Annotated in this window: 20 protein-coding genes; 5 read left to right on the forward strand and 15 right to left on the reverse strand. The window is 35.8% G+C overall.

Annotation, left to right across the window (positions count from 1 at the left end; all coding sequences use genetic code 11):
- Positions 1-188: 188 nt before the first annotated feature.
- The 4 genes from BC6307_RS15865 to BC6307_RS15875 all read right to left on the reverse strand — a co-directional run bounded on the left by BC6307_RS15865 (position 189) and on the right by BC6307_RS15875 (position 3,648).
- Entirely contained in the window at positions 189-1,952 is a 1,764-nt protein-coding gene (locus BC6307_RS15865; RefSeq protein WP_066414800.1) for a M3 family oligoendopeptidase, read from the reverse strand.
- A gap of 193 nt (positions 1,953-2,145) precedes the next feature.
- Positions 2,146-2,310, reverse strand: coding sequence for a sporulation protein YjcZ (locus tag BC6307_RS24835; RefSeq protein ID WP_157076625.1), 165 nt, complete (start codon positions 2,308-2,310; stop codon positions 2,146-2,148).
- 159 nt (positions 2,311-2,469) lie between these two features.
- Entirely contained in the window at positions 2,470-3,183 is a 714-nt protein-coding gene (sigK, locus tag BC6307_RS15870; protein ID WP_066414802.1) for an RNA polymerase sporulation sigma factor SigK, read from the reverse strand.
- Between the two features lie 219 nt (positions 3,184-3,402).
- A complete protein-coding gene (locus BC6307_RS15875; protein ID WP_066414807.1) occupies positions 3,403-3,648 on the reverse strand; it encodes a hypothetical protein in 246 nt (81 codons plus the stop codon).
- Between the two features lie 329 nt (positions 3,649-3,977).
- Here BC6307_RS15875 and BC6307_RS15880 point away from each other — a divergent pair, with 329 nt between their 5' ends.
- Together BC6307_RS15880 and BC6307_RS15885 are read left to right on the forward strand one after the other, a co-directional pair.
- On the forward strand, positions 3,978-4,862 hold the full coding sequence (locus BC6307_RS15880; RefSeq protein ID WP_066414810.1) for a helix-turn-helix domain-containing protein: 885 nt from the start codon (positions 3,978-3,980) through the stop codon (positions 4,860-4,862).
- Positions 4,863-5,251: 389 nt separating this feature from the next.
- Complete coding sequence (locus BC6307_RS15885) at positions 5,252-5,776, forward strand: thermonuclease family protein (protein WP_066414812.1); 525 nt, start codon at positions 5,252-5,254, stop codon at positions 5,774-5,776.
- Positions 5,777-5,982: 206 nt separating this feature from the next.
- On the opposite strand, the gene BC6307_RS15890 is transcribed toward BC6307_RS15885, so the two are convergent.
- The 5 genes from BC6307_RS15890 to BC6307_RS15910 all read right to left on the reverse strand — a co-directional run bounded on the left by BC6307_RS15890 (position 5,983) and on the right by BC6307_RS15910 (position 8,993).
- Complete coding sequence (locus BC6307_RS15890; protein WP_084380350.1) at positions 5,983-6,123, reverse strand: YrzI family small protein; 141 nt, start codon at positions 6,121-6,123, stop codon at positions 5,983-5,985.
- Between the two features lie 20 nt (positions 6,124-6,143).
- On the reverse strand, positions 6,144-6,281 hold the full coding sequence (locus BC6307_RS15895; RefSeq protein WP_084380352.1) for a YrzI family small protein: 138 nt from the start codon (positions 6,279-6,281) through the stop codon (positions 6,144-6,146).
- A gap of 21 nt (positions 6,282-6,302) precedes the next feature.
- Positions 6,303-6,440 carry a YrzI family small protein gene (locus BC6307_RS15900; protein WP_084380354.1) on the reverse strand — a complete coding sequence of 46 codons (138 nt, stop codon included), beginning with the start codon at positions 6,438-6,440 and terminating at the stop codon, positions 6,303-6,305.
- A 675-nt stretch (positions 6,441-7,115) separates the two neighbouring features.
- Positions 7,116-7,349, reverse strand: coding sequence for a YrhC family protein (locus tag BC6307_RS15905; RefSeq protein ID WP_066414814.1), 234 nt, complete (start codon positions 7,347-7,349; stop codon positions 7,116-7,118).
- 108 nt (positions 7,350-7,457) lie between these two features.
- Positions 7,458-8,993, reverse strand: coding sequence for a carboxypeptidase M32 (locus BC6307_RS15910; protein WP_066414817.1), 1,536 nt, complete (start codon positions 8,991-8,993; stop codon positions 7,458-7,460).
- Positions 8,994-9,174: 181 nt separating this feature from the next.
- Between BC6307_RS15910 and BC6307_RS15915 the strand changes: the two genes are divergently transcribed.
- Complete coding sequence (locus BC6307_RS15915; RefSeq protein ID WP_066414820.1) at positions 9,175-9,699, forward strand: RNA polymerase sigma factor; 525 nt, start codon at positions 9,175-9,177, stop codon at positions 9,697-9,699.
- Complete coding sequence (locus tag BC6307_RS15920; RefSeq protein WP_066414828.1) at positions 9,686-10,459, forward strand: hypothetical protein; 774 nt, start codon at positions 9,686-9,688, stop codon at positions 10,457-10,459. Before BC6307_RS15915 ends, BC6307_RS15920 begins: the two co-directional genes overlap by 14 nt.
- A gap of 38 nt (positions 10,460-10,497) precedes the next feature.
- On the opposite strand, the gene BC6307_RS15925 is transcribed toward BC6307_RS15920, so the two are convergent.
- From BC6307_RS15925 to BC6307_RS15940, 4 genes are read right to left on the reverse strand one after another with little or no spacing between them, the layout of a single operon-like run.
- Positions 10,498-11,634 carry a bifunctional cystathionine gamma-lyase/homocysteine desulfhydrase gene (locus BC6307_RS15925; RefSeq protein ID WP_066414834.1) on the reverse strand — a complete coding sequence of 379 codons (1,137 nt, stop codon included), beginning with the start codon at positions 11,632-11,634 and terminating at the stop codon, positions 10,498-10,500.
- A 2-nt stretch (positions 11,635-11,636) separates the two neighbouring features.
- On the reverse strand, positions 11,637-12,560 hold the full coding sequence (locus tag BC6307_RS15930) for a PLP-dependent cysteine synthase family protein (RefSeq protein ID WP_066414836.1): 924 nt from the start codon (positions 12,558-12,560) through the stop codon (positions 11,637-11,639).
- A gap of 20 nt (positions 12,561-12,580) precedes the next feature.
- The gene (gene mtnN, locus BC6307_RS15935; RefSeq protein WP_066414838.1) at positions 12,581-13,279 is read right to left on the reverse strand and encodes a 5'-methylthioadenosine/S-adenosylhomocysteine nucleosidase; all 699 of its coding nucleotides are present in this window, start codon (positions 13,277-13,279) and stop codon (positions 12,581-12,583) included.
- Between the two features lie 24 nt (positions 13,280-13,303).
- Positions 13,304-13,945 carry a class I SAM-dependent DNA methyltransferase gene (locus tag BC6307_RS15940; RefSeq protein ID WP_066414841.1) on the reverse strand — a complete coding sequence of 214 codons (642 nt, stop codon included), beginning with the start codon at positions 13,943-13,945 and terminating at the stop codon, positions 13,304-13,306.
- A gap of 183 nt (positions 13,946-14,128) precedes the next feature.
- Here BC6307_RS15940 and BC6307_RS15945 point away from each other — a divergent pair, with 183 nt between their 5' ends.
- The gene (locus BC6307_RS15945) at positions 14,129-14,341 is read left to right on the forward strand and encodes a DUF2536 family protein (RefSeq protein WP_066414844.1); all 213 of its coding nucleotides are present in this window, start codon (positions 14,129-14,131) and stop codon (positions 14,339-14,341) included.
- Positions 14,342-14,587: 246 nt separating this feature from the next.
- On the opposite strand, the gene BC6307_RS15950 is transcribed toward BC6307_RS15945, so the two are convergent.
- The gene (locus BC6307_RS15950; protein ID WP_066414847.1) at positions 14,588-15,238 is read right to left on the reverse strand and encodes a YrrS family protein; all 651 of its coding nucleotides are present in this window, start codon (positions 15,236-15,238) and stop codon (positions 14,588-14,590) included.
- 34 nt (positions 15,239-15,272) lie between these two features.
- Entirely contained in the window at positions 15,273-17,078 is a 1,806-nt protein-coding gene (locus BC6307_RS15955; protein WP_094366149.1) for a peptidoglycan D,D-transpeptidase FtsI family protein, read from the reverse strand.
- Between the last annotated feature and the right edge of the window lie 17 nt (positions 17,079-17,095).

Consider the following 17,095-nt stretch of genomic DNA (forward strand, 5'->3'; position numbering starts at 1 on the left):
CCGACTGATATTATACCATCTTCTATAGAGTACTACTATTGTTTTTAAGAAGAGTTCTTTCTTTGGGGAACAATAAAGTAGAAATCTATACCATTCTATTAAAGAAAAATTTGTATTTGTGCCCTTTAAGGTCAACTAACAAAAAAAGCCCTAAAAGTCAGTTTGTACTAACTTTTAGGACAGCCCCATTATTTATCTGTAAGTCTTAAAAACTCTTCTACGTCTTGAGCAGATAGTTGAACTGCTTTTTCCCAGAAGTCACGTTGAGTTAAGTCAACACCTAAATGTTTGGCAGCTAAATCTTCAACTGTCATGCTTGCTGTATCTTTTAATAGTGCAATATACTTCTCTTCATATGCTGTTCCTTCTTCTAACGCTTGCGCATATATTCCAAGGCTGAAAAGATAACCGAATGTGTAAGGGAAGTTATAGAATGGCACTTGTGTAATAAAGAAGTGCATTTTCGATGCCCAGAATGTTGGCTCGTATTCAGCCAATTGGTCATTAAAAGCTTCTTTTTGTGCTTCTACCATCAGCTCATCTAATCTTTCTGCTGATACTAATCCTTTTTTACGCTCTTCATAAAATCTTGTTTCGAATAAGAAGCGAGCATATATATTCATATAAAATGCTACACTACGCTGGATTTTATCTTCTAGCAATGCTAATTTTTCTTCCTCTGTTTTTGCATTTTTCACAGCCGCATCCGCAACAATCATTTCAGCAAAAGTAGAAGCCGTTTCTGCAACGTTACTTGCATATAAACTATTTAACACTGGTACTCCTGCCATTGCGTGTTGGTGGAATGCATGGCCAAGCTCATGTGCTAACGTTGATACATTGGACATTGTCCCAGAGTACGTCATAAAGATTCGTGATTGACCAGAATCTTTAAAACTAGTACAAAAGCCACCTGGTCTTTTTCCTGGTCGATCTTCCGCTTCTATCCAACGATCTTCAAATGCTTTTTGAGTAAACTTCGTTAATTCTGGACCGAATTTAGCAAATTGTTCTAAAATAAACTCTGCTCCTTCTTGGTAAGAAAGCTTCGTTTCATTTTGAGATAATGGTGCACCTACGTCGTAAAAGCTAAGCTTCTCTAAACCTAGAAGTTTCGCTTTTCTTTGTAAGTACTCGGAAAATACCTCTTTGTAATCAGTGATTACTTGCCACATTGTATTTAACGTTTCTTCTTTCATCCTGTTATTATCAAGTGGCTCTTTTAACACAGAATCCCAACCGCGTTTTTCGTATACCGATAATCGGAAACCTGCTAAATGGTTTAAGGATGAAGCAATCGTATCCGCTTCTTTTCGCCAAGCTTTTTGCCAGTTTTCAAAAACTGTTTTACGAACGTACCGATCACCGCTTGAAAATTTATTATGAGCTTGTCCAACAGAGAGCTCTTCTCCCTCAAAAGGAACTTTAATTCTTCCAACAATAGAATTGTATAAATTACCCCAAGCATGATACCCATCGACAGATAGCGAAGTAATTAATTTTTCTTCGGTTGCAGATAGCTTTTCGCTTGCTCTTCTTCTTCTTTCTGTTAAAAAATATTGTAATGGTGCTAATGATTTAGAGGAAAGGAGAGTATTCCATTCCTCATCAGCTAATTGAATAAACTGTTCGTCTAATTGACTTAATAAACCTTGTAGCTTCGCATAAGATGCCGCTACTTTTCCTTGTAGCTGCTGGGCTTTTTTATCTGTTACATTTGCTGCAAATAAACAGCTTACAAACGCGGACGATTGACCAATTTTCTTAAGGATACTTTCAAATTGATCGAGCACTTCTTCTAATTGTTCTATGTTAAAATTGGCTATAGTTGTTTCAAATTCGTTAAGGTCTGTATGTATACCCTCTAAGTATGTTTGGAATTCCTCTGATTCACTTCCACCTTTAAAAAATACTTCTAAATCCCAAGTATCTACATAAGTTGTTACCGCCATGTTATATCCCCCTTTTTTGTAGTTGTCTTTATTATAAAAGAAAATTAATTTTTGCACAATTCAAAACTATTAGTTTTACAAAATATTCGAGAGTCGAAGGAGTTAGAGAAAATGGAAAGCTTATGCGCGGGCATAAGCTTCTGGATAAAAACGTAAGTTCCTCATTTGCGTTTCATTTCGCTATATACATCCTCTACCTTAAAAACTTCTGGCGGCACCAGTAGCCTCCACCTAGTAGAAGTAAAATGAAAAGAATAACTACTAGTGCAAATAACCAGCCAGCTCCAAAACCAGGGCGACCACACGCAATTGGATATGGAGGTGGGCAACAAGGATTTACATAAGGATATCCGTACACTCTTTTCTCCTCCTCTAGCTTACGGTTTATACTACAACATATGCATTCACCTAAATTTGGACCGGGCATGCGCACAGATTAAAGAAAATTGTAGTAGAATTGTTGAGGATTTTCGGATTAATTAAAAAAACAACCGCCTATAGACGGTTGCTCCAATTACTATGTTTTTTTCTTTTCCTTTTCTGCTCGATAAAACTCATGGAACATTTTCATTAACGCACGTTTTTCAATACGTGAAACGTAGCTTCTAGATATTCCAAGTTCTTTAGCAATTTCACGTTGTGTTTTTTCTTCTTTTAAATCAAGACCAAAACGCCCAATAATTACTTCTTTCTCTCTTTCATCTAATACATCGATATATTCTTTTATTTTTTCTAATTCCATATTTAGTTGAATTGTATCAATAACATCCTCTGATTCTGATTTCAACACATCGATTAAGCTTATTTCATTCCCTTCTTTATCTTGACCGATCGGGTCATGAAGGGAAACGTCTTTTTTCGTTTTCTTCAAAGCTCTCAAATGCATTAGTATTTCGTTTTCGATACACCGAGCAGCGTAAGTAGCTAGTTTCGTTCCTTTACCAGTATGGTAGCTTTCAATTGCTTTAATTAGACCAATCGTTCCAATTGAAATTAAATCTTCAGCATCCTCACCTGTGTTTTCGAACTTTTTTACGATATGGGCGACTAGTCGTAAATTATGTTCGATTAGTGTATTTCTTGCTTCCTCATTGCCCTCTGCCATCAGCTTCAAATATTTTGCTTCATCTGCAGCGGATAATGGCTGTGGAAATGCGTTATTCTTCACATAGGAAACTAAGAAAACTAACTCTCGAAATAAGTATCCTATTGATGCTAATAAACTCGACACATTCTCACCTCCACCTTATTGTCATAGGCAAGAGCCTAGTATTAATTCTTATGTAGAGGTGGGCTTTTCTGTGCATGTACCTGTCAAAAATATTGTTGGTAAAATAATGAATATTAATGTATTTCACGCTCAACTAATGGTATAATTTTTAGAAAACTTAGCTTTTACAAATTGCATTTAATTGAACACAAAAAAGCCTCCCCTTTTAATAGGAGAGACTTAATAATGAATATATGGCATTTCTTTCAAGTTTGCCGGAAGTGTTCCTCTTCCAACTTTGATGACGCTGTACTCGTGAAACAATGATTCAAACCATTTGGCAACTTCTTCTAAAGATTTGTTTTTGTAATCCACTAACTGTGCAACGCGATAGTTATTCTTTCTATCTACCCCATCACGATCTACAACAATAAACCAGAAGCAAGAAAATGGTGAACTTTTTTTAGTAGTACTAGTCGTCGTCATAAGTATCAGTTCCTTAGTGACGGTGTGGTAGTTCGTTAGGAGTAATTTCTAATGGACTCGCTGACACCGCACTAGCACCAAACAATGCACAAGAAACAACTAAAAGAGTAATTAAGAATTTTTTCATTACAACCAACCTCCAATTTTTTTATTTTACAAAGATTCAATAAAATTAGTAAACTATTCTTATAAAGAATAATACAACATATTAATTATTGACGTATTTGCGATTATAGGCGATTTGGGCTAGAAAATACAAGCTTTCCTCTATTTTTCTTTAAATTACATAAAAATTATAACTGTAGGAATATTTTTAAGGGGGTATAAAGTTGGACTTTTCAATAATTGGGAGAGAGATAAAAATCCTAAGATCTGAACTTGGAATTTCCCAAGCGGAATTAAGTGACGGTATTTGCACACAGTCACAAATAAGTAAAATAGAAAAGGGAGAAGTGTACCCGCTAGCAAACACATTATATTTTATAGCTGAAAGGTTAGGTGTAGATGTTAATTATTTTTATGACCTAGCTACCAACCCTAGGTTATCGTATGTTAAAGAAGTAATTTCTCAAGTAAGAGATTTACTCGTTAAGTGTGATTACAAAGAAGTCTATAAAATCGTTGAAGCAGAAAAGAAAAACAGCTTATTTATTAATAATAGGAAATACAAACAATTCCTTTTATGGAGTGAAGGAATTTGTATTTTCCATTTGAAGAATGACAAAAATGCCTCTTTAAAATTGTTAAGAGAAGCACTTGAACTTACGAAAATGACTTCAAAATTGCTAGGTGAAAGAGAAGTTGAAATTTTAAATAGTATTGCAATTATTTATTCGGAAACTAGTTGCTATATGGATGCAATTAAGACATACGATGAAGCTTTGGTTCATTATATTAAAATTTCATACATTCATGATCCAACAATTAAAACAAAACTATTATATAATAAGGCAAAATCTTTAACTCGTTTAAAAAGATTAGAAGAATCCATATCCACCTGTAAAGAAGGTGTTAGATGGTGTATTAAACATAATAACATGTATTTATTAGGGGATATATATTATCATCTAGGCTATAATTATAGTTTAAGGGATGACAATCTACTCGCAATTGAACACTTTAAAAAATCAATTGATATTTTTATTTTACAAGAAGACCAAACCTTCGTTAAACATATTAAGGAGAAAATTGAAGAACTCAAAGTAAAGTTATAATACTATATTTGAGAGAGAAAGAACATACGAAACTATAAAATCATACTACTGTACTACTTCCATATACTTATACTCTTTTTATTTCTTACAAAATACGGATAAATAATATAAAATTTCGACTATATTTTAAATCGAAATAAAACACACGAGATTCTAATTTCTCGTGTGTTTTGTATTTCTTTATATTTCTTCTGTACTCAACTCTGAACCAATTACTAATAAAATACTTAACGTTATGACAAGTCCTATCACAGCGGAAAACATGTAGCATCCCTCTTTCCTTTTCCTTTATACTTATAGTATAAGTGTTTAAAGGGCAGTTGCACTTTGGAAGAATTGAACATTTCTTTAAAGAAATATGGCAATTTTGTGAGAAAAGGAAGGTCAGCATGAGAAAACTACATAAAATCATTTTATTATTATTGTTAATCACTTTATTAGCTGCTTGTTCTTTAAACAACAGCGAAGAAGCTCAAAGAATAGAAGTACCCGTTACGAGTGTGATAGATGGCGACACAATTAGAGTTTTAATTAATGGAAAAGAGGAACGAGTAAGATTTTTGTTAATTGACACACCTGAAATGAATCATTCTACGCCAGAAGAGCCTCAACCTTTCGCGGTGGAAGCAACTGAGTATGTTGAGAAGTTGTTAGAGGGCGGGACTGTTGAACTAGAGTTTGATATTAGTGAGCGGGACCGATACGGGCGCTTATTAGCTTACCTTTATGTGGAAGATAAAAATATTCAAGAAGAACTGCTACGAAATGGGTTGGCAAGAGTTGCCTACATATATGAGCCTAATACGAAGTATGTCGATCATTTTCAATCTATCCAGAAGGAAGCACAAAAACAAGAAATAGGGATTTGGAGTATTGAAAACTACGCTAGTGAAAATGGCTTTTATTTAGAATAACGAGTAGCTAAAAACGCAGAGGACTTTATCCTCTGCGTTTCTTATTAATCAGTTTCCAAATAACTGATGGAAGCATTACATGTAAAAACATTCCCGTTTCCCTCCGATTCCTTTAACTAAGTGGAATCTTCCTCCACTTTCATCCAATGTAAATACACTACTTTTATGATCATCACTATTCCCTCCCTTTCTACATTTCTCAGAAATTAGTATGGACGGTAATCCATTAGTTGTTTCACTTTCTCATCGTTCATTCTTTTTTGCACTTCTTCATAATGAAGTGTTTCTTCTACACTTTCTTTGTAACGTTTAATCGTTACTGTTATAAAAAGTAAATTTAATGTCATATGTTTTCACCACCTTGTTATTACAGATGAGTGTACAAAGGATGTTGAGCTTTCTGCTCTTCTATACTTTTGCTCACTTGTTCATAATGTAAATATTCTTCTACAGACGTTGTTTTTTTCGAAATTGTAACTGTCATGAATAATAGATTTAATGTCATTCTTTTTCATATCCTTTCGTTTTACAAATAAGTGTTCAGCAGTTGACGCACTTTCTGTTCCTCTAACCTTTTGTGAATTTGTTCATAATGTAAATATTCATCTACCGTTTGTGTTCTTTTTGAAATCGTTACGGTTAAAAATAAAAGATTTAATGTCATACTATTTCACCACCCTTCGTTTTTAGGCACAAAAAAGCCGCAAGTATCCCGTTGCGACTTTTAAAGCATATAAAAAGCCACAGACGGACATTCCACCTGCAGCTTAATGTATAAGTTAAGATTAGTGCAATACATTAATAAGTGAGCACAGCTCCGCTTGGTCGAACGTTTAAAGCATATTTAGTTTGTTTCATCATTGCATTGATTCTGATCATTTTATTCGACCTCCTTTATCTCACTTTTTTTATTACACAGGTAATTATATCCAACATTACCATCCTTGTAAACATAATTTTTAGAATTTTATTTCGACAAATTCAAAAGCGCAGGGCGTTCGATCAGCGGCGTACAAACTGGACCTTTCCTGTCGGAGATATAGGAAACACAGCGAACGAGAGAGAGCTGATGTTGACTTATCGACAGAAGGAAAGGGAAGTTTGCTAGCCGCTAACGCCCGGAGCTTAGACGATCAAAAGCGGATGCGGCTTGCTTAGGTCCAATCAAACTGGAGCTTTTCCGCAGGAGATAAAGGAAACACTTTGGGAGCCAAAGGGGAGATGATGTTGACTTGCGTAGGCAACTCGCCCTGGATGATAGGCTCTGGAGCTATAAGGTCAAATTCTTTTGCATAAACAAAAGCAAAAAAAATAAGACCATCCACTAATAGGAACGGTCTTAATCTTCTTGTTGTTCATTAATTAGTTTTTTTAACTTTCTCGTTTGAAATACAAAGAAGATTGCTAGAGCAAGGAAAAGAGATGTTGTACCCATCATTAAATAAATTTGAAGTGGCTCTTTGCCTGCATGTTGAAATGCTACACCAATATATAAAAATACACTCACAGTCATTAAAATCATTGCATATCTTTGATAATCTTTCATTCTAGTTTTTAGTTTTTGAATATCCACTAAAATCACCTCTGTATCTACTACTTTATCATAAATAGCTGTTATTCTCTGTTTGTAAATATTGTAAAAAAAAAGAGATGACCTCCATGGAAGTCACCTCTTTTCATCTTAAATATTGTATACTGCTGTATATTTTTCTTCTAAATACTCTACTAAATATTTCGCGTTAAGTTCTTCTCCTGTTACTTTTACGATTAATTCGTTTGGAGTATACAGTTTCCCATATTGATGGATGTTTTCACGTAGCCACTCACGAATTTCCGAGAAGTTTCCAGTTTCAATGTGAGTGTAAAATTCCGGCATTTCCTTTAATATCGTATTTAACATTTGAGCAGCATATAGGTTGCCTAAGGAATACGATGGGAAGTAGCCGAAACCACCAAATGACCAGTGAATATCTTGCAACACCCCAACTGTATCCGTATCCGGTGTTACATTTAAATAGTCCTTCATCTTTTCATTCCATACTTTTGGCAAGTCTTTCACTTCAATTTCTCCACCAATTAACGCCTTTTCAATCTCATAGCGAATCATTATGTGAAGATTATAGGTTAATTCATCCGCTTCGACACGAATAAAACTAGGCTCTACAAGGTTAACGGAACGGTAGAAATCTTCAAGTGATACATCTTGTAATTGTGTTGGAAAATGATCCTGTAAATCCCCATAAAAGTAAGTCCAAAACTCTTTACTACGAGCTACCATATTTTCTAAGAAACGAGATTGAGACTCATGAATACCGAAAGACGTTCCACGACGAATTACTTTTCCTTCAAACTCTTCATTTACCCCTTGCTCATACATTCCATGACCAGCTTCATGAATCGTTCCGAAGATTGCTGAGCGAACATTTTCCTCTAGATAACGAGTTGTAATACGAACGTCTCCAGTATTAACTGACTGCGCGAAAGGATGTACCGTCTCATCTAAACGACCGCCGTTCATATCAAAGCCTAATAACGGAAGGATATACTGGTTAAATTTCTTTTGTGCGTCAATATCATATTTTTGTGCAAAAATATCTTTACGCGGTTGAGAACTAGATTGCTGAATACGGTTTAATAGATTTACTGATTTTTCACGAAGCTCTTTAAATAATGGATCGAGTTTTTCGACTGTTAACCCCGGCTCGAACTCGTTTAATAACGCATTATACGGATGTCCTTCATACCCGTAATATTCAGCAAACTTCTTTTTGATTGTAACAATTTTTTCTAACACTGGTGCGAAGGAAGAAAAATTATTATTAGCTCGAGCTTCTTCCCAAACTTGGTTCGCATTGTTTACAAGAATGACATACTCTTGATATTCAGCTGTTGGAATTTTTTTGGATTTTTCGTATTGATTTTTTCTCTCCCTAATACAAGCCTTTGTTACATCATCCAACTGCTCGTATACGCCTTCCTCTGTTAATACTTGTAAGCAGTTACCCATTTCTTCTGAAATCGAAAGTTTAAAAGATTCGGTTGACAGTGTTCCGATCGCTTTAGAGAAGAACTTTCTCCCTTTTTTTGGAGCCACCGTTTTAGAATCCCAACCTAATAAGCCTAGCACATCACTATAATGGCATAGTTTTTCATCTAAAAGATTAAATGTTTCTAAAGCAGATTGAACTTTTGCATCTAGTGCAGGTGAAGTTGTCATCGTATTCCCCCAAATATGAAATTTATGAATATTATGTATCCTGAAAAATATTATATCACGGATTATTTCGGTAAACGAGGAATAACGTTTTGACATAAAAAATGAATTTTACATTTTTCACAACTTTTCCTTTAGCTAGCCGTCTAAACAGTGATAATTTTAAAAGAGAGGAGTGAACGTATTGATAGATAAACGAGAATCTGAAATAGAACAATGGTATCGCCAGTACCATCAAACGATCTATAAATACATAGTGGTACTTGTAAAAGATCCACAACAAGCTGAAGATTTAACACATGAAACGTTTGTCAAAGCGTATAAAAATTTCGATAGATTCCGTAGAGATTCTTCTCCCAAAACGTGGTTATTTCGAATTGCACATAACGTAACGGTCGATTATATAAGAAAAATGAAACCGATTCAATTATTTAAAGAAGTATTTCGGAATAAAGGAGAACAAGGCTTATCTGCGGAAGAGATTTTTATTATTAAGGAAAACTCTGAAGAACTTTTTGTAGCATTAAGTGAACTAAAAGACTCATATAAACAAGTGATCTTACTTAGAAAAGTAAAAGGTTTTTCGATTGAAGAAACGGCATTGATTTTAAATTGTTCCGAAAGCAAAGTAAAAGCAACGATGTTCCGAGCGCTGAAAGCATTAAAGGAAAAATTAAAAAAGGAGGTAACATTTTATGAATACGGATGAGAATGTTTTAGATCGAACCTTAAAAAGATTGGAGTATGATACAGAGTGGGACATCGACCGAGCGGAAGTTACTTTACAAAGATTAAAAAGTGATATAGCTGTTCAAAAACGAAAGGCTAACATATTTAAAAGGTTTTATGTTGCATCTATTCTCTCTTCTGTGGCCCTCATTGCATTTTTTATTGTATCTAATGTACAGACTATTAAAGATACTACTAGTTCGTTTTTAAATATGAGCGGTAGTTCAACTGCCCTTTATTACGAAGAAAACGACAGAATTATTTTAACGGATAAAGGATTAGAGCGTACTGTATTTCCAGTGGATGCGGAAAAACATATGGAACGTATTATTGGAGCTCCTGAATTATCCATGTACCTTACAGAAGATAAAACATTAACCGGTCAAGCAGTTTATATGTATGCTTTAGGTGGTAGCATAAGTATACACACGCAAAAAAATGAAAGAACCGTTGATGAAACTATGGAGCTATTACTTCCTCATAAAAAATTTCCAGCCACTTCCTATACATCGGAAGAAATTCAGATTGGTAATGAGAGAGGAGTATTGACACAATCCAACCAAGAATATGGTGGAGTACATTTACAAGTTGTAACAGAAAATTTTATTTATTATTTTTATATTTATAACGACCTTACTATCAAGACTTCTTCAGATGAGGAAATACAATTAATGAAGGACGATTTAATTCAACTCGCTTCTCTTCTCAACTATGAAAATGAGCATTTGAGCTGGAAATAAACAAGAAAACGAGCTAGAAAGAAACTAGCTCGTTTTTTTTATGCCTCTAACCCATTTTTCAAATCTGCAATTAAGTCTTCAACATCTTCAATTCCAACTGAGATACGAAGTAACCCATCTGTAATTCCGAGCTCTGCACGACGTTCAGCAGGGATAGATGCGTGTGTCATACGTGCTGGAACAGAAATTAAACTCTCAACCGCTCCTAAGCTTTCTGCTAGCGTGAAGTATTTTACGTTTGCTAATACTTGATCCGCTCTTTCTTCACTACCAACATCGAATGAAACCATTCCACCGAAACCGCCTGCTTGCTTTTTAGCAATATCGTGGTTTGGGTGATCTTCTAATCCTGGGTAATATACTTTTTGTACGAAAGGATGACTTTCTAGGAACTCGACGATACGACGAGTGTTCTTTTCTGTTGCTTCCATACGTAAACCAAGCGTTTTAATTCCACGCATTAGTAACCAAGAGTCTTGTGGTCCTAACACACCACCTGTAGAGTTTTGGACAAAATGCATGTCTTCCGCTAGTTTGTCGGAGTTAACTACAACAAGACCTGCCACTACATCACTATGTCCACCGATATATTTCGTTGCACTATGAAGTACAATATCTGCACCTTGTGAAATTGGTGTTTGCCAGTATGGTGTACTAAATGTATTGTCTACGATTGTTAAAAGGTTACGACGTTTAGCTATTAACGATGCTTGCTGAATGTCTGTAATTTTTAATAACGGATTTGTAGGTGTTTCAATATAAATAGCTTTCGTATTATCTTGAATAGCTGCTTCTAGCTCTTTTAAGTTACTAGTATCAACAAAAGTAGACTCAATCCCAAGTCTGTTTAATACTTTTGTCATTACACGGTAAGTTCCGCCGTACACATCATCCGTTAACACAACATGGTCACCACTATTGAATAACATCATTACTGCAGTGATAGCAGCCATTCCTGAACCGAACGCGAAACCAGCTTTTCCACCTTCTAAGTCTTTAATTAATTCTTCTAAAGCATAACGTGTAGGGTTACCTGTTCGAGAATATTCGTACCCTTTAAATACTCCTACTTTTTCTTGTTTGTACGTACTCACTTGGTAAATTGGTGTGTTTACCGCACCAGTATGAGGATCACCAACAATCCCTCCGTGAATAAGCTTTGTCTTTTTATGCATGTTTAAATTCCCCCTTCATAAATCTTCTTACTTAAATATCGTTCACTGCTATCTGCAAAAATAGTAACGATGTTCGTTCCTTGTTTTGCCACTTTTGCTTCTTCCAATGCTGCATGCAGCGCTGCGCCAGATGAACTACCTACTAATAGTCCTTCTTTTGTGGCCAGTTCTTTTACCCTTGCAAAGGCATCTACATCTAATACAGTATGGATCGAATCAAAGTACGCCGTATCCATATAGCCTGGTAGAAACTCCATTCCAATTCCTTCTGTTTTATGAGGTCCACTTTCGCCACCATTTAAAATCGAACCCTCTGGTTCTACAATAACAGTTTTCACTTCGCTCTTTTGCTGTTTCAAATATTTTGCAGTGCCCATGAACGTTCCACCTGTACCAGCTCCAGCTACGAACACATCAATTTGTCCATCTAGTTGTTCCCACATTTCTGGACCGAGTGTTTTAAAATATGTTTCTGGGTTTGCTGGATTTCCAAATTGTTGCGGACAATAGGAGTTTGGAATTTCATTTAATAGTGCCTGCGCTTTCGCAATTGCCCCTTTCATACCTTCACTAGTTGGTGTATGGACAATTTCAGCACCTAGCGCTTTCATTAATTCCTGTTTTTCGATACTGAATTTTTCAGGAACACAAACGATCACTTTATAGTTTGTACCAACTGCTGCTAACGCTAAGCCAATTCCCGTATTACCAGCAGTCGGCTCAATAATTGTTCCACCTTCTTTTAACTTTCCAGAACGAACTCCAGCCTCGATTAATTCTCTGCCTAGACGGTCTTTAATGCTACCACCTGGGTTATATAACTCTAACTTCGCAAAAAGTCGTACTCCTTCTGGTAATTCGAATTGCGTTAATTCTACGATAGGCGTATTACCAATAAGTTGATGGACATTTTTATATACTTTCAAGACCTTTTCCTCCAGATTGTTTACCCTTTTAATTCGGTTAACATATTTTCAATGAGCTGAGAAGAATGAAGAGCTGCCTTGCTTAAAAATTGTTCAAATGACACATTCGACTCTTTTCCTGCAATATCGGAAAGGGCACGAATGACGACAAATGGAGTTTGAAATGCATGGCATACTTGAGCGATTGCTGCGGCTTCCATTTCAGCTGCATATAGGTTCGGCATTTTTTCACGTACAGCCTCCACGCGAACAGGATCATTCATAAACGAATCTCCAGTTGCAATTAGCCCTTCAACTACTTGCATTCCAGAAACATGTTCTGCTGCTTTTTTCGCAACTTCCATTAGCTTTTCGTCTGCTACAAAAGCAGCTGGTAGACCTGGCACTTGACCGTATTCATAACCAAACACCGTTACATCTACATCATGGTGACGAACTTCTGTTGAAATAACTACATCTCCAACATTTAAAGAAGATAAAAAGCCACCTGCAGAACCAGTATTAATAACAACGTCTGGTTTAAAATTATTTAGCAGAATCGTTGTACTTAACGCTGCATTTACTTTTCCGATACCTGATTTTAATAATGTTACTTGAACACCATTTAATGTTCCGCTGTAAAATTCACAGCCTGCAATTGTTGTTTGCTCCATGTTTTCTATTTTGTCTCGTAAAATTGTTACCTCTTCTTCCATTGCTCCGATTATTGCTACGTTCATGTATAATTCCCTCGCTTTAAACGTTTAGTTTTTCGTCGCTTCCATCACCCAAACAAAATGATTAAACCTCGTAAACTGAACAGAAAATCCGTATTTTTCTACAATCTGCTTCAGTACGGGGATGGTTGTATAGTATTCCGTTTTTAAGTCTTCTGCTAGGTTTAGGAATTGATTTTTTTCTGCATGAGTAATTGTTACTTGATAAGCATTTTTATCTTCGAACATTGTATCAGCAAATACTATTTTACCATTTTTACTAAGCATGTTGCTATAAAGCTCGATCGCTTTCTCTTTTTCTTCGTCTGTTAAATGATGAAAAGCATAACTACTTACGATGGAATGAACTTCTTCGTCTATAGGTGGAAACTGTAAAAAATCTCCGTCCATTACTTTTACATGATTCGAAAGCTTCTCCTCCGCAATTTCTCTCATGGAAGGTGATGGTTCTATACCATAAACAGGTAAATGTTTATTTAATAAATGTTGCGTTAAATTTCCAGTACCTACACCAAATTCTAATACGTTACCTATCGCTTTATTTGCTACATCTTTTAATATATCCTCATATCCACGGAATACTTCCGTATATTCAACATCTTGACCAGAAACTGTTGCATCGTAATAGTTAGCCCAATCTTCAAAAAGCTCGATAAACTCTCTGCCCATTTTCATCACTCCGAATAATTTATATAATTCCTATAAGTATAGTATGAATTAAAATAATAACTGTTCTTAATCTACCATACATACACCATTTCATCAATAAAAATGTACTTGATTCCATTGTTTTCTTCTTATAGATTATTTGGTAGGATAGGCTAATAGGATTTGTTTTTGGAGGGACTAATAATGAATTTAGATTTTCAACTGTTAGAGGATAAAATTGAATTTTTTGAAGCTGCAAATATAAAAGAATTACAAAAAAAAATCGACGAACAAATTGAACATAACCGAGCGATACTTTTAGCTGTACATTCTGTCTCACACCAAATGCATGTAACAGAAGAAGGCAAAACATTTTATAGCGCAGTCGTTCATTTTAAATTAAAGAAAAACATTTAGTATTTTGGCAATCGGAGGAAAAGGGAAGTTTGAGCTTGACCTAGCCGCCGAAGCTAGACATCTCCCCGCGGGGACGCACAGGACGTGCTAGTGTCGACCGTGCGACAGACGAAAGCGGTACGGTCGACCAAGCAAGCGTCTGTAGCGAAGTGAAACGAACAAGCTTATATCTGCAATCCTACTTTAAGGATGGTTAGACATACAAAAAAGTGCACCCATTTATCCGGATGCACTTTTTTTCGTATCTTACATATCCTTATCAACCGTTTGCTCTAGCTTAACAGGCTTCCAACCTTCATTTGTGACCCATTGTAAATACACTCTGTAATGCTCATTAGAAGCTTTCACCGTTACTCGAGCAATTGCAGCATGCTCATTTCCACCGTTTCCTAAAAACCATAACGTATAATCATTTTCCTGTACACCTAATGCACGATTAATCGCAAGAATTTTCTCCGACCAATCTACATGATTTGGATCATAAACCGAAGCATGTGGCTCTTGCTGGTTAGTACCAACTGGTGCCCAATTACCAGTTAACGTTCGAATAATAGTTTCATCATCCGATACTTCCTCTTCCATTGTAACTGGTTCTTCTTCTTCATTACTTTCCTCAGTAGCTGGTGGCTCTTCTGATTCGTTCGCTTGTTCTTCAGGCTCTTCTTCCGTTACACCTGTTTCCTCTTCTTCAGGCTCCTTATTCTCTTGTGAATCTCCTACAACAGGGTTCTCATCGTTGTTCGTTGTTGCTGGTGCAGTTGAACTACTTCCGAAAAAAAGTTTTACGGAAAAGAAAATGATTAATAAAAACACAATCGCAATTAAAATATTATAAATTTTATTAGATTTCTTTTTTCTAGCTGTACGACTATATCTTGGTCCGCTTACGTAAGACAATAGTTTCTCCTCCGTTTTTCTTTATCTTTTTTTATTATTGTAACAGGGCTCTCCCCTCTTTTAAAGTTTCATTGTGCTTATCCTTTTCAAAAATATTTTCTACCATTTGATAAAAAGCATTTGCCATCGCCTTCCTACTGTTCTCCGTTTCTAAATCTACTACAACTAGTGCATATTTAGGTTTCTCAAACGGAAAGTAACCTGCAAACCACCGGTTAACTAAAGGAACTCCGTTACTATTTCGTAGACCGGTTTCCGCTGTTCCACTTTTTCCAGCTACAGCGTATGGTAACTTATGAAAACTATGACCAGTTCCTTTTTCGTTTTGAACAACTTCTCTCAATAAATGTTGCAATTTAATAGTTGTATATTTAGAGACTCCTTCCACCTTTAAAGAATGGGATGGAAATTCATAAAGTGGCGAACCGGTACGGTAATGAATTCCCTTCACTACCTTTACCTCCATTGCTTTTCCTCCTCTAGCAATTGTGGCCATCATATTAGCAATCGCTAACGGTGTTACGCGCACTTCCTTCTGTCCTATTGAAGTTTGCGCGATTTCTTTTTGGCTGCGCTGACCATCACCCCATATAATTCCTGTTTCCTCTTGTGGAATTTGTTTAAAGTCCCTTAAATGAAAGACATTACCTTTCCAGCCGCTTGGCTCAATTAGACCAAGTCTACTAGCATATGTTTCGATAATACCAGGCATTTTCTGTTCTAATTCATAACCTAATGATGCAAAAGTATAATTACAGCTTTGCGCAAAACTCTCTTCAAAGGATAACGCGCCCTGCCGCTCTCCTCTTTCACCGTATAAATTTAAATTACAGTCAAATGGACGATTAGCCTTCACTAAATTTTTTTCAATAGCGGCTGCGGCAATGACTGTTTTGAATACAGAGCCAGGGAATTGACGTTCCAACATATAGTTTTTTGTCCCATTGTCTCCGAACGGGTCATTCCAATTAATATCCGGCTTTGAAACCATTGCAAGAACTTCATTTGTATCGATATCTAACAGTACGATTCCACCTTTTTTTATCCCTGCCTTTTCTACTATCTCTTCGGCAATTTGTTGCACTTCTCGATCAATAGACGTTTGAATTGTTAATGGGTAATACGGATTAGCTGGTGCACTATACCTCACATCTAATCCAAAAAGAGGACCACCGTTTCGATCAACGTGGTACAACAGTTTTGTTGAACCTTCTGGTAATAAAAATTCATCAAAGGCTAACTCTAATCCGGTGACACCAATAGGAGTTTTTTTGGAAAAATAATCCACTTTTATTTTATCTTCGTACCGATTCATAAATTCTCGTTCGTTTTCACTTGTTAAGCCAATTAAATGTTCCGCTTTTTTATCATCAATTCGAAATGAACGAACCATCGAAATGATTCCTGGAAACTGTAAGTCTGTTATCTCTTGCATCTGCTTTTCTGTTAATTGAATTGCCTGACCGTTTCGCTCTAGCAATACTGGAGTAGTAATACTCTCCACTACCCGCTCTAATGTATATGATGGAACATGTAAAATAGACGCAAGTTCTTCCTTCGGCCAATCTAATTTTTTTAAGAAGGGGAACAATATTACTGTTGGATAAAAATCGTGGGTAAGAGCTTTTCCATGTCGGTCTACGAAATGACCTCTACCTTCCTCGACAACTAAACTTTGCGTACGCTGTTCTACGCTTTTTTCTATTAAATTAATTCGTTTCGTTGAAAAAGATTCTGTACTTATCAGTTGAATTTGCATTAATCTACCAGTAAGGATTACAAATAATATAATTAAGAAAACACTTAAAGTTTGGATTCGGCCTTTCATCTTTTGATGCATAAAAAACACCTCATCTT

The organism is Sutcliffiella cohnii, from assembly GCF_002250055.1.
Classification (GTDB): Bacteria; Bacillota; Bacilli; order Bacillales; family Bacillaceae_I; genus Sutcliffiella; species Sutcliffiella cohnii.

What these genes read in the sequence shown, in the direction of transcription:
- BC6307_RS15865 (WP_066414800.1), bottom strand. Translation starts at nt 1,952, where the DNA reads ATGGCGGTAACAACTTATGTAGATACTTGGGATTTAGAAGTATTTTTT.
- BC6307_RS15875 (WP_066414807.1), bottom strand. Translation starts at nt 3,648, where the DNA reads ATGACGACGACTAGTACTACTAAAAAAAGTTCACCATTTTCTTGCTTC.
- BC6307_RS15885 (WP_066414812.1), top strand. Translation starts at nt 5,252, where the DNA reads ATGAGAAAACTACATAAAATCATTTTATTATTATTGTTAATCACTTTA.
- BC6307_RS15890 (WP_084380350.1), bottom strand. Translation starts at nt 6,123, where the DNA reads ATGACATTAAATTTACTTTTTATAACAGTAACGATTAAACGTTACAAA.
- BC6307_RS15895 (WP_084380352.1), bottom strand. Translation starts at nt 6,281, where the DNA reads ATGACATTAAATCTATTATTCATGACAGTTACAATTTCGAAAAAAACA.
- BC6307_RS15900 (WP_084380354.1), bottom strand. Translation starts at nt 6,440, where the DNA reads ATGACATTAAATCTTTTATTTTTAACCGTAACGATTTCAAAAAGAACA.
- BC6307_RS15910 (WP_066414817.1), bottom strand. Translation starts at nt 8,993, where the DNA reads ATGACAACTTCACCTGCACTAGATGCAAAAGTTCAATCTGCTTTAGAA.
- BC6307_RS15920 (WP_066414828.1), top strand. Translation starts at nt 9,686, where the DNA reads ATGAATACGGATGAGAATGTTTTAGATCGAACCTTAAAAAGATTGGAG.
- BC6307_RS15925 (WP_066414834.1), bottom strand. Translation starts at nt 11,634, where the DNA reads ATGCATAAAAAGACAAAGCTTATTCACGGAGGGATTGTTGGTGATCCT.
- mtnN (WP_066414838.1), bottom strand. Translation starts at nt 13,279, where the DNA reads ATGAACGTAGCAATAATCGGAGCAATGGAAGAAGAGGTAACAATTTTA.
- BC6307_RS15940 (WP_066414841.1), bottom strand. Translation starts at nt 13,945, where the DNA reads ATGGGCAGAGAGTTTATCGAGCTTTTTGAAGATTGGGCTAACTATTAC.
- BC6307_RS15945 (WP_066414844.1), top strand. Translation starts at nt 14,129, where the DNA reads ATGAATTTAGATTTTCAACTGTTAGAGGATAAAATTGAATTTTTTGAA.
- BC6307_RS15955 (WP_094366149.1), bottom strand. Translation starts at nt 17,078, where the DNA reads ATGCATCAAAAGATGAAAGGCCGAATCCAAACTTTAAGTGTTTTCTTA.